General features: G+C 37.6%; 12 protein-coding genes. 11 read left to right on the plus strand and 1 reads right to left on the minus strand.

What is annotated here, in order from left to right:
• Positions 1 to 6 precede the first annotated feature (6 nt).
• Genes J0N78_RS10995 through J0N78_RS11005 form a run of 3 tightly spaced genes read left to right on the plus strand, consistent with a single transcriptional unit; the run spans position 7 to position 1918 of the window.
• Positions 7 to 474 (plus strand): hypothetical protein, encoded by a 468-nt coding sequence (locus J0N78_RS10995; protein WP_209123104.1) that lies wholly within the window; start codon positions 7 to 9, stop codon positions 472 to 474.
• Entirely contained in the window at positions 458 to 1120 is a 663-nt protein-coding gene (locus J0N78_RS11000) for a glycosyltransferase family 2 protein (RefSeq protein ID WP_209123105.1), read from the plus strand. The genes J0N78_RS10995 and J0N78_RS11000 overlap by 17 nt, the downstream gene beginning before the upstream one ends.
• Positions 1121 to 1918, plus strand: a complete 798-nt coding sequence (locus J0N78_RS11005; RefSeq protein ID WP_209123106.1) for a hypothetical protein — start codon at positions 1121 to 1123, stop codon at positions 1916 to 1918.
• Between the two features lie 106 nt (positions 1919 to 2024).
• Here the strand turns inward: J0N78_RS11005 and J0N78_RS11010 are convergent, their stop codons facing one another.
• Entirely contained in the window at positions 2025 to 2273 is a 249-nt protein-coding gene (locus tag J0N78_RS11010; protein WP_209123107.1) for a DUF2627 domain-containing protein, read from the minus strand.
• A gap of 125 nt (positions 2274 to 2398) precedes the next feature.
• Between J0N78_RS11010 and J0N78_RS11015 the strand changes: the two genes are divergently transcribed.
• From J0N78_RS11015 to J0N78_RS11050, 8 genes are all read left to right on the plus strand, one after another.
• Positions 2399 to 4465, plus strand: coding sequence for a sigma 54-interacting transcriptional regulator (locus J0N78_RS11015; RefSeq protein WP_209123108.1), 2067 nt, complete (start codon positions 2399 to 2401; stop codon positions 4463 to 4465).
• Between the two features lie 133 nt (positions 4466 to 4598).
• Positions 4599 to 5519 (plus strand): phosphate butyryltransferase, encoded by a 921-nt coding sequence (gene yqiS, locus J0N78_RS11020; RefSeq protein WP_209123109.1) that lies wholly within the window; start codon positions 4599 to 4601, stop codon positions 5517 to 5519.
• Between the two features lie 14 nt (positions 5520 to 5533).
• On the plus strand, positions 5534 to 6628 hold the full coding sequence (bcd, locus tag J0N78_RS11025) for a branched-chain amino acid dehydrogenase (protein ID WP_209123110.1): 1095 nt from the start codon (positions 5534 to 5536) through the stop codon (positions 6626 to 6628).
• Positions 6629 to 6645: 17 nt separating this feature from the next.
• A complete protein-coding gene (gene buk / locus J0N78_RS11030; RefSeq protein WP_209123111.1) occupies positions 6646 to 7764 on the plus strand; it encodes a butyrate kinase in 1119 nt (372 codons plus the stop codon).
• Positions 7765 to 9186 (plus strand): dihydrolipoyl dehydrogenase, encoded by a 1422-nt coding sequence (lpdA, locus tag J0N78_RS11035; protein WP_209123112.1) that lies wholly within the window; start codon positions 7765 to 7767, stop codon positions 9184 to 9186. It begins immediately after the preceding gene.
• Positions 9187 to 9200: 14 nt separating this feature from the next.
• The gene (locus J0N78_RS11040) at positions 9201 to 10193 is read left to right on the plus strand and encodes a thiamine pyrophosphate-dependent dehydrogenase E1 component subunit alpha (protein ID WP_209123113.1); all 993 of its coding nucleotides are present in this window, start codon (positions 9201 to 9203) and stop codon (positions 10191 to 10193) included.
• A 12-nt stretch (positions 10194 to 10205) separates the two neighbouring features.
• Positions 10206 to 11189 carry an alpha-ketoacid dehydrogenase subunit beta gene (locus J0N78_RS11045; protein ID WP_209123114.1) on the plus strand — a complete coding sequence of 328 codons (984 nt, stop codon included), beginning with the start codon at positions 10206 to 10208 and terminating at the stop codon, positions 11187 to 11189.
• 17 nt (positions 11190 to 11206) lie between these two features.
• Positions 11207 to 12487, plus strand: a complete 1281-nt coding sequence (locus J0N78_RS11050; protein ID WP_209123115.1) for a dihydrolipoamide acetyltransferase family protein — start codon at positions 11207 to 11209, stop codon at positions 12485 to 12487.
• Positions 12488 to 12707: the final 220 nt, after the last annotated feature.

The raw sequence follows: 12707 nt of genomic DNA on the forward strand, positions 1-12707 counted from the left end.
AAACCTATGACATTACGAGCAAATATTCTCTTAATACTAACTTTCTTTTTCGGAGCTTTTGTCGGTGTTGTTATTGATAAAGATTGGTTGACTGAGCAACAAGCTATCTATTTTAACCAGCTTCGTTCTGAAAATGCGTTATTAAAAACTGAAAGAGATGGTTGGTTATCTTTTGTCGCTGAAGAAATGGGCTCTACACCTCTGTACATTCCTGCTCAAGATGAAAAATATAATAAATTAGCATTTTTACTAGAAGAAATTGGAGCAGAAGTAAAAGTAATTGAAATGGGTGTTGAACCGATATTCGATGCAGATGGAATATTGATATCAATAGGAAATGAACTTTATAAAGAATATGAAGGGCCTCATATGGCTTTAGAAGCTATACCTATTCATGAGATCGAAATACAAGATTTTTACTTATCGCTATTACGGCTTAAAGGAGAAAATTTTACTCATGAACATTCAAGCTAGTGTTGTCGTTCCTGCATTTAATGAACAAGAAAGAATTGAAAAAACATTAATCACTTTAAGGGAAGAACCGTGGGTTCAAGAAATCATAACTGTAAATGATGGAAGTACAGATAATACAGGACAGATCTGTGAAAAATATAGTGATCAAGTTATTCATTTAAGTGAAAATAAAGGAAAAGGACAAGCGTTAAGAGAAGGATGGCAAATAGCCAGTGGGAAGTTTATCGTTTGTTTAGATGCAGATATTGGGTCGACGGCTAGTGAAGGAAAAAAGTTATTAGCTCCATTAGAATATTCTTTCATTGATGTAGTCATAGGAACTCTTCCTCCAGCAAAAACAAGCGGCTTTGGTTTTGTTAAGCGAAAAGCCCAAAACACTATTTATAAAAGGACTGGCAAGTGGTTGACAGCTCCGTTATCAGGTCAACGAGCTTTTCGCAGTAAATGGTTAAAAACGTTGTTAAATAAAAATTATTATGGTTATGGAATTGAAATAGCGATGACATTAGATTTAATTCAAGCAGGTGCAAAGGTCATTGAAGTGGATACTAACATCACACACAGGCATACAGGGAAGAACTGGAGAGGCATTGTTCATCGGGGGAAGCAGTGGTTAGATATTAAGGCGGCCGTGAGAGGTGGTTAAATGATCTTTTTATCTTTTACATTACCTTTAGTAGCTATTGCTAGTATGGTGTTTTTTACTCGTATGAACTGGACAGCAAACAACTTTTTACAGCAGTCTATACCTTATAGTATTGGTGTGTTTGTTTTATATAGTTATATTATATTTGCCATTTTTTCTCCGTGGGATAATGACTTATTTAGTGGAATAAGCATAATTTATTTAATTGGAATATGGTTAATTGGTCTAATTGATGATGTTATTGGAGATCGAAGTCCTAAAGGGTTAAAGGGTCATATTTATCAATTCATTCGAGCAGGTGTTTTTAGTACGGGGTTATTAAAGCTTACTGGTACTTTAATGTTAACCTTCTTTTGGCTCTATTTAATCGAACCTGTATCGTTAGAGCAATGGATTCGCTATTCGTTAATATTGATATTAACGCCTCACGTAATGAATTTGTTTGACACGAGGCCACTTCGCGTTTGGAAAGTATCACTCTTGCATGTTGCGATTTTTATACCTTATGTTGTCGTTAATGTCTCTTTTTCATATTACTTGTTTTTATTAACGTTTTTATTTATTTTTTATGTTTTAGAAGGCCATGCAGTCGCGATGTTAGGAGATAATGGGGCAACATTAGTTGGAGGCATAATAGCGATCATTACCATATCATATGCGCCTATACATCAACAATATATAATGGTACTACTGTTAGTGCTTTTAACTGTCGTTGCTGAACGAATTTCAATTACAAAGTGGATTGAGAAACACCCACTAATGAAAATTGTAGATCGGTGGGGGCTGTCTGAAAAATAAGAAGATGTTGATTCAAGTGTCTCTACTCTTTGAAGGAGACGATATATAGAACCACAGTATTTCAGTCGTTCTATATATCGTAATGATCTGGAGTTACATACTTGTCTCAACTTTTTTTTGGTTTCCTAAGAAAACGAGGAGCTACTTTGTTATTTTTTCGATCACGATGAAAAATAAAACCACCTATAAAAGCAATTCCTAGTATACAAAGGATAAAACCTACTATAAATTGAAGCCATAATGAAAAAAATGGAGTATGAAGAATTTGAAAAACGGTATCGCGCATAAGTTTTATTCCATAACCTGCAATAATAGCTGGAATTACTAAAATCATTAATGCAATAAATCGTTGCATGCTAGTTATCCTTTCATAATTATTTTCAAATTATTATACCATGTCGTTCGAGTAATCAGTTGCAAGTTTTCTAAGTTTCGGTAATAGTTGTGTATGGAAGATTTTCTTAAAAGGGAGGGAAGAAAATGAAATCAGTCGTTATTATTGGTGCAGGAAAAGGCGGTACAGCACTATTAAAGCTGTTAATGGAAACAAAAAAAATGGAAGTCGTTGCAGTCTCAGATATCAATTTAGAAGCACCCGGCATTCAATTGGCACAAAAAAATCAAATTAAAACGGATAGTAACTGGAGAAATTTAATTCAACCTAATGTGGATATTGTCATTGAGGCTACAGGACAAGAAAATTTAATTGAACAAATAAAGGAGGTTTGCCCAAAAACAACGACTATTATATCTGGAACGATAGCAAACTTTATTTTTCAATTGATTGATGAGAAAGAAACGTTAATATCCTATATGAAAGAACATGGAACGGTTCAAGAAACGATACTAAATTCTACGCATGATGGAATGATCGCCATCAATTTGGATAGGGAAGTAACGTTATTTAACGAAGCAGCTGGAAAAATGGCAGATATAGATGCAAAAACGGCAATCGGACAAAGGGTAGAAGATGTATTACCTTCGAGTCACTTACCTCGAATTTTACAAACGAAAAAAGAGGAAACCAATCAAGAACAACTTTTAGATAACGGCCGTAAAATTATTACAACACGTGTCCCCTTAATTTGTGGGGATGAAATGATTGGTGCTCTAGCTGTATTCAAAGATATTACGGAAATTGTTCAGATGGCAGAGGAAGTAACGAACTTAAAAAGCATTCAAACGATGCTAGAAGCGATTATTCACTCTTCAGATGATGCGATTTCAGTTGTAGATGAAGAAGGGCTAGGAATTATGATTAACCCAGCCTATACTAGGTTAACAGGTTTACAACCTGAAGATGTAATTGGTAAACCAGCAACAGCTGACATATATGAAGGTGAAAGTATGCATATGCACGTACTGAAAACGAGGAAAGCAGTTAGGGGCGTTCAACTGAAAGTCGGCCCAAAACGAAAGGACGTCTTAGTTAACGTTGCACCAGTTATTGTTGATGGTAAGTTGAAGGGTAGTGTTGGTGTAATTCATGACACATCAGAAATTAAAACATTAACAGATCAATTGCAAAGAGCAAGACAAATCATACGTACATTAGAGGCGAAATATACATTTGATGATATTATTGGCAATGCAGAAGAGATGAAGGTAGCTATCGAACAAGCAAAATTAGCTGCGACTACCCCAGCGACTATATTATTACGCGGGGAGTCAGGAACAGGTAAAGAACTATTCGCGCATGCGATACATAATGAAAGTGATCGAAAATATAATAAGTTTATTCGAGTAAACTGTGCGGCCATTTCTGAAACGTTATTAGAAAGTGAATTGTTTGGTTATGAAGAAGGTGCATTTTCTGGCGCTAAGCGCGGCGGTAAGCGAGGCTTGTTTGAAGAAGCGAATAAAGGCAGCATTTTTCTTGATGAAATAGGAGAATTATCGGGAAATATGCAGGCAAAGCTATTGCGAGTATTACAAGAAAAAGAAATCGTTAGGGTTGGTGGTACAAAGCCAATATCAATTGATGTTCGGGTAATTGCTGCGACGAATGTAAATTTAGAAAAAGGTATGAATGACCATACTTTTAGAGAGGATTTATATTATAGGTTAAATAAAATGCCGATATTTATTCCACCACTTAGAGAGCGTAAGGAGGATTTACCACAGCTTTGTATGCACCTCTTACATAAGTTAAATCAAGATTATGGACGTGCGGTTGACCAAATCTCAAGTGAAGCACTAGCTCTAATACATAAGTATGATTGGCCTGGGAATGTCCGCGAACTTGAAAATGTTTTGGGACGAGCAATGATTTATATGAGTTTAAATGAGCATGTAATTGAAACGAAACATTTTCAACATTTACCCACTATCGAAAAAGGAACCATAGAATTAAAGACGAAATTTCAAGAATTAGAAGCTATGACATTAACTCAGCGAGTAGAGAAGTTTGAACGCAAAATAATTATCGATACTTTAGAAGCTTGTAAATGGAATAAGACCGCAACTGCAAAATCTTTAGGATTGTCGGTTAGGAATTTATATTATAAAATGGAGAAATACCAAATTGAAAAAAATTTCATGCAATAATTTTCATGTCGTGAAAAAAGTTGCAGACTTTTCTTATTAATGTACTCTAATATAAAGCGCTTACACTTATGATGGTTTTGGCATGGTTCTTGCAAATAAGGATTTAGAAAGGTAGAAAGAAGGTTAAGAAGTTATGTTATTAAAAAACATACTAGCACGGGTGACAGATTTCCCAAAGAAAATAATTGCAGTCGCTGCTGCAGATGATGAACGAATGATGACTGTTGTGGAAGAAGCGGTTCGTTTAAACCTTGCGTCTTTCTTGCTGTTTGGAAATGAAACAAAACTTCGTCAGTTAATCGAGCAAAAATGTATTAACTTACAATTCGTTCACGTTATTCCGACGGAAAATAAAGAACAGTCAGCTCATGAAGCAGTTAAGGCTGTTTATAATGGCAGTGCCGATTTATTGATGAAAGGGATGGTATCTACTTCTGTTCTTTTAAAGGCGGTCTTAAATAAGGATTATGGTTTAAGGATAGGTAAATTGTTCTCACACGTAGCGGCCTTTGATATCCCTAGTTATGACAAACTGTTATTTATTACAGACTCTGCAATGAATGTCACACCTACACTCGAACAGAAAATCGAGATTGTTAAGAACTCCGTTAATGTTGCACGTAGTGTCGGAGTGCAGTTACCAAAAGTAGCACCAATAGCAGCTGTAGAAGTAGTTAATCCAGATATGACAACAACTGTCGATGCTGCGGTATTAACCCAAATGAACCGTAGAGGTCAAATCAAAAATTGTATCATAGATGGACCGCTTGCATTAGATAATGCAATCTCAAAAGATGCAGCGGAATGTAAAGGGATAAATGGAGATGTTGCAGGAGAAGCAGATATATTATTAGTACCGACTTTAGAAATTGGTAATATTCTGTATAAATCGTTAGTTTATTTTGCAAAAGCCAATGTGGGCGGTTTTATTACAGGAGCTAAAGCTCCGATTGTATTAACCTCAAGGGCAGATTCAACAAGAAATAAATTGTACTCAATTGCATTTGCCTTAACGGCAATTCGTACCGAAAAAGTTTTAGTACATCAAGTATAATAGGAGGAAACAGAATGGAACTTTTTAAATATATGGAGTTATATAATTACGAGCAGGTGGTTGTTTGTCAAGATAAGGAATCGGGGCTAAAAGCCATTATTGCTATTCATGATACTACATTGGGTCCGGCATTAGGTGGAACGAGAATGTGGATGTACGAAAGTGAAGAAGCTGCTTTTGAGGATGCATTACGCCTAGCTCGTGGTATGACATATAAAAATGCAGCAGCAGGGTTAAATTTAGGTGGGGGAAAAACAGTTATTATCGGTGACCCCCGTAAAGATAAAAATGAAGAAATGTTCCGCGCATTTGGACGCTTCATTCAAGGACTAAATGGTCGATATATTACAGCAGAAGATGTAGGAACAACTGTAGCAGATATGGATCTTATTCATGAGGAAACAGATTATGTTACTGGTATTTCCCCAGCCTTCGGTTCATCAGGTAACCCTTCGCCTGTTACAGCATATGGTGTTTATGTTGGAATGAAGGCTGCTGCTAAAGCTGGGTTTGGTACGGATTCTTTAGAAGGGAAAACAATAGCGGTTCAAGGGGTTGGAAATGTCGCATATAACCTTTGCCGTCACCTTCATGAAGAAGGGGCTAAGCTAGTTGTTACTGATATTAATAAAGAAGCAGTTCAACGAGTTGTTGACGAGTTCGATGCAAAAGCAGTTGATATTAATGATATTTATGAAGTGGATTGTGATATTTTTGCACCTTGTGCACTTGGAGCAATTATTAATGATCAAACAATTCCGAAATTAAAAGCTAAAGTGATTGCTGGTGCAGCAAATAATCAATTGAAAGAAACACGCCATGGAGACCTCATTCATGAAATGGGTATCGTCTATGCTCCAGACTATGTCATTAATGCAGGTGGTGTTATTAATGTAGCAGATGAGTTGTATGGCTATAATAGAGATCGAGCAATGAAAAAAGTAGAAGGAATATATGAGAACATTGAAAAAGTGATTGAAATTTCCAGCCGTGATCAAATTCCAACGTATTTAGCAGCAGACCGTATGGCTGAAGAGCGAATTAGAAGAATGAGAAATTCAAGAAAGCAATTTTTACAAAACGGCCAACATATTTTAAGTCGTAGATAAGTTAGGTGAATAAATGGATGGATAGTCGCAAGAGAGTTTTAGTCATTAATCCTGGATCGACTTCAACCAAGGTTGCAATCTATGAAGGCTACACCCCATTGTTTACAACCAAGATCGACCATAGTTTAGCTGAAATACAATCGTTGATATCCGTTGAAGATCATTACAATTTCAGAAAACAAACGGTATTATTAACATTAGATGAAGAAGGTATTAATCTTTCAAAACTAGATGCTGTAGTCGGTCGTGGAGGTTTAGTTCGTCCGATTCCGAGTGGAACGTATGTAATGAATGACCGCTTACTTGAAGATTTAAAAAATGGATATTCTGGCTGGCACGCTTCGAACTATGGAGGACTAATCGCCTTTGAAATTGCTAACCAGTTAAACATTCCAGCGTTTATCGTTGACCCAGTTGTTGTGGATGAAATGGATCAAATAGCTAAAGTATCAGGTCTTCAAGGGATTGAACGAAAGAGTATTTTTCACGCATTAAATCAGAAAGCAATAGCACGTATAGCAGCTAAAGATATTGGAAAGAGTTATGAGGACTTAAATCTTATCGTTGTTCACATGGGTGGAGGAATTACGGTTGGTGTTCATAAAGAGGGGCGTGTCATAGACGTAAATGATGGGCTTTATGGCGAAGGCCCCTTTTCTCCAGAAAGAGCAGGTACATTACCGACAGGGGCGGTTATTGATCTATGCTTTTCAGAAGGAATGACGAAAGAAAAAGCCCTAAACCAAGTGGCTGGATCTGGTGGATTAGTAAGCTATATTGGAACTCAAGACGGGCATGAGATCGAGCGTCAAATTGAAATGGGGAATGAAGAAGTAATATTTTACTATGAATCTATGGCATATCAAATTGCTAAAGAAGTAGGTGCGGCAAGTACAGTGCTATTCGGACGAGTAGATGGGATCGTGTTAACCGGTGGGTTGGCTTTTAGTCGGCATCTAATAGCCTTGCTTATGAGAAGGCTTGAATGGATTAGTGATGTACTCGTCTACCCAGGTGAAGATGAGATGTTAGCGCTCGCAAAAGGGGCGATTCGTGTTATAAATAGTGAAGAACTAGCCAAGCATTATCCTAGTGGAAATAGGATAGGCGAATTAGGAATAATAGGAGGTAAGTAAATGGCTCATGAATACGATTTAGTCATACTTGGGGCAGGTACTGGTGGATATGTTGCTGCGATTCGAGCTGCTCAATTAGGACTTAAAACTGCGGTAGTAGAAAAAGAAAAGCTAGGTGGAACTTGTTTACATAAAGGATGCATTCCTTCAAAAGCATTATTAAGAAGTGCAGAAGTTTTTGCAACAACAAAGCGAGCAAGTGATTTTGGAGTGGAAACGAGCGATGTTTCACTCAACTTTCTAAAAGTCCAAGAACGGAAACAAACCATTATTGATCAGCTCCATAATGGGGTTCAACATCTTATGAAAAAAGGAAAAATAGATATATATGAAGGCACAGGGCGTATTTTAGGCCCATCAATTTTTTCGCCAACTCCAGGAACGATCTCTGTAGAAATGAATAATGGCGAGGAAAATGAAATGTTAGTCCCGAAGAATGTCATTGTTGCAACGGGTTCAAGACCTAGAACATTACCTGGTATGGAAGTAGATGGAACGCACATTTTAACTTCAGATGAGGCCTTGCAGCTTGAAGAACTCCCGGAATCAATGATCATTGTTGGTGGAGGTGTCATTGGTATCGAATGGGCTTCAATGCTTGCAGATTTCGGAGTTGAAGTTACAGTTATTGAATACAGTGATCGAATTTTACCGACTGAAGATCATGAAATTTCAAAAGAAGCTGCGCGTCTAATGAAGAAAAAAGGTATTAAGCTTATTACAGGGGCAAAAGTACTTCCAGAAACACTTGAAAAAGCTAATGGTGTTACTATTAAGGCAGAACATAAAGGTGAAGAAAAAATATTTACTGCAGAAAAGATTCTAGTATCTGTCGGGCGAGCAGCGAATGTGGAAGGGATTGGATTAGAAAATACAGACATTCAAGTTGAAAATGGCATTATACTAACCAATGAATTTTATCAAACAAAGGAATCGCATATTTATGCGATTGGAGATGTAATTGGTGGTTTACAGCTTGCTCATGTTGCATCACATGAAGGTATTGTTGCTGTTGAGCATATTGCCGGTCTAACTCCTGACCCTATTAATTATGATACGGTTTCTAAGTGTATTTATAGTCATCCTGAAGTAGCCTCTGTTGGTTTAACTGAAACGGAAGCAAAAGACAAAGGATTTAAGGTGAAAACAGGGAAATTTTTATTTAAATCAATTGGTAAAGCACTTGTATTTGGGGAAAGTGATGGTTTTGTTAAATTAGTAGTTGATGAAAAAACAGATGATTTACTTGGTGTTCATATGATTGGACCTCATGTAACAGATATGATTTCTGAGGCAGCAATTGCTAAAGTCTTAGACGCTTCAAACTGGGAAGTATCCCATACCATTCACCCACATCCGACGCTATCTGAAATCATTGGTGAAGCAGCATTAGCTGTTGAAGGAAAAGCGATTCATTCATAATAGGAGGGATTTCCATGACAGAAAATCGTCATCAAGCTCTAGGTTTATCTGATGATACGGTATTAGAAATGTATGAAACGATGCTACTCGCTCGTAGAATAGATGAGCGAATGTGGTTATTAAATCGTTCAGGAAAAATTCCATTCGTTATTTCATGTCAAGGTCAAGAAGCAGCTCAAGTAGGTGCTGCTTTCGCACTAGATCGTGAAAATGACTATATTTTACCATATTACCGTGATATGGGGGTTGTTTTGACGTTTGGAATGACTGCAAAGGATTTAATGCTGTCTGCTTTTGCTAAGGCGGAAGATCCGAATTCAGGTGGTCGTCAAATGCCAGGACACTTTGGACAAAAGAAAAATCGGATTGTTACTGGCTCATCTCCTGTAACTACTCAAGTTCCACATGCTGTAGGAATTGCTTTAGGTGGTCGAATGGAAGGGAAAGACTTTGTCACGTTTACAACATTTGGTGAGGGGTCTTCTAACCAAGGAGATTTTCATGAGGGAGCTAACTTTGCAGGGGTTCATAAGCTTCCAGTTATTTTTATGTGTGAAAATAATAAGTATGCGATTTCTGTTCCAATTGAGAAACAATTAGCTTGTGAAAAAGTTTCCGATCGAGCCATTGGTTATGGGATGCCAGGTGTCACAGTGGATGGGAATGATCCTCTAGCAGTTTACGCGGCAGTGAAAGAAGCGGCTGATCGTGGTAGAAGAGGAGATGGGCCTTCTCTTATTGAAACCGTATCTTATCGTTTAACACCTCACTCTAGTGATGATGATGACCGCACATATCGATCACAAGAAGAGGTTGAAGAAGCAAAGAAAAAGGATTCTATATATACTTTTGCGGAGTACTTAAAAGGCTTAGATTTATTAACAGAAGAAAAAGAAAAGGAAATCAATGATCGAATCATGGCGTTAGTTAATGAAGCGACAGAATATGCAGAACAAGCTCCATATGCTGAACCAGAATATGCCATGAAATATGTGTACGGAGAATAGGGGGGAGAAGCAATGGCAGTTATTTCATACATTGATGCAGTTACATTAGCGTTAAAAGAAGAAATGGAACGGGATTCTAAAGTGTTTGTACTAGGAGAGGATGTTGGTGCACGCGGTGGAGTATTCCGGGCAACAAAAGGTTTATATGACCAATTTGGAGAACAACGAGTCATTGATACTCCTCTTGCTGAATCGGCGATAGTTGGAGTCGGAGTTGGTGCTGCAATGTACGGTATGAGACCTGTTGCAGAAATTCAGTTTGCTGATTTTATTATGCCGGCGGTAAACCAAATTGTAAGTGAAGCAGCAAAAATTCGATATCGTTCAAATAATGATTGGACTTGTCCAATGACGATTCGTGCGCCTTACGGTGGAGGCGTTCATGGAGCTCTTTATCATTCGCAGTCAGTAGAAGCAATGTTTGCTTCTGTACCGGGCTTAAAAATTGTCATGCCGTCTACTCCTTATGATGTAAAAGGGTTACTTAAGGCAGCCATCCGAGATGACGATCCGGTATTGTTCTTTGAACATAAACGTGCGTATCGCCTCATTAAAGGAGAGGTGCCGGAAGAAGATTACACATTACCGATTGGTAAAGCAGATGTAAAACGTGAAGGTGAGGATATTACCGTAATTACGTATGGACTAGCGGTTCACTTTGCCCTCCAAGCAGCTGAGAAATTAGCCAAGGACGGAATTTCTGCACATATTCTTGATTTAAGAACGGTTTATCCTTTAGATAAAGAAGCAATCGTGGAAGCGGCTAAGAAAACAGGTAAAGTCCTTTTAGTAACAGAAGATAATAAGGAAGGTAGCATTATGAGTGAGGTTTCTGCGATTATCGCAGAAGAGTGCCTATTTGATTTAGATGCTCCAATAAATCGGTTAGCAGGTCCGGATGTACCTCCAATGCCGTATGCACCAACGATGGAGAAATACTTTATGATCAATCCTGATAAAGTTGAAAAAGCAATGAGAGACTTAGCAGAATTCTAAGAAAAGGAGGTTCATTCATGGCGACAGAAATTACAATGCCCCAACTAGGTGAAAGTGTAACAGAAGGTACAATTAGTAAATGGCTTGTGAAACCAGGAGATAAGGTGAACAAGTACGATCCAATTGCTGAAGTAATGACAGATAAAGTAAATGCAGAAGTGCCGTCTTCATTTACTGGTGTTATAAAAGAATTGGTTGCTGATGAGGATGAAACGATAGCAGTAGGAAATGTCATTTGTACAATTGAAGTAGAAGGTGCAGCCCCGGCAGCTGAAGAGAAGGTAAATAAAGTAGAAGAAAATTCTTCTGTGGCCCCTGAGGCAACAAAAGATAGTGACCAATCTCAGAAAAAGCGCTATTCCCCTGCGGTTCTACGCTTAGCACAAGAAAATGATATTGATCTTGAACAAGTGAGTGGGTCTGGTAAAGGTGGACGAATTACACGAAAAGATATTCTTGCTGTAATTGAAAGTGCCGATATTCCACAAGCGAAATCTGAAACTCCATCTGCTCAGGAAGTAGAAGCAAAAGTAGAGCCGACATCTGCACCTAAACCGGCAAAAGAAACAGCTCCAATTGACATTCCAGTAGCAGCTGGGGATATTGAAATACCTGTATCTGGTGTGCGTAAAGCGATCGCAGCGAATATGGTGCGAAGTAAGCATGAAGCACCACATGCGTGGACTATGGTAGAAGTGGACGTAACAAACTTAGTCAATTTCCGTAACTCAGTTAAAAAAGATTTTAAACAAAAAGAAGGATTTAATATAACATTTTTACCGTTCTTTATTAAAGCGGTTGTTGAATCTCTTAAAGAATTTCCACAGCTTAACTCAATGTGGGCAGGCGATAAAATTATTCAAAAGAAAGACATTAATATTTCAATTGCAGTGGCAACAGATGATGCATTATTTGTACCTGTTATTAAGCATGCTGATGAAAAAAATATTAAAGGTATCGCTCGTGAAGTCAATGAATTAGCTGAAAAAGTTCGCACAGGAAAGCTGTCTGGAGCAGATATGCAAGGTGGTACATTTACGGTAAATAATACAGGTTCTTTCGGATCTGTTTTATCAACTCCGATCATCAACTATCCTCAAGCTGCGATATTATCAGTAGAGTCAATTGTCAAACGTCCTGTCGTTATGGAAAATGACATGATTGCTGTACGTAGTATGGTTAACCTTTGTTTATCTTTAGATCATCGTGTACTGGATGGTTTAGTTTGCGGACGCTTCCTAGCGAGAGTTAAAGAAAAGCTAGAGAAAATGGGGAAAGAAACTACATCGATCTATTAAATTTTGAAAAGGGTGCTCCGGCACTCTTTTTTACATGGTTGTTTTCGTAGACCCTGTTGCTATTAGACCGTTTTCGAACATAAAGTAACAATCTTTTAGCAAAGAGCCTTTTTTATACAAAGTGAAAAATAAAGCTCCTAAAGTAAGTTCTTGTAAAATAGCAGGCACTTTCGAATAAATGATATAGAAATGGGTATTATACACGTGATACTAATGAAAA

It is taken from the genome of Alkalihalobacillus sp. BA299, from assembly GCF_017745675.1.
GTDB lineage: Bacteria > Bacillota > Bacilli > Bacillales > Bacillaceae_F > Alkalihalobacterium.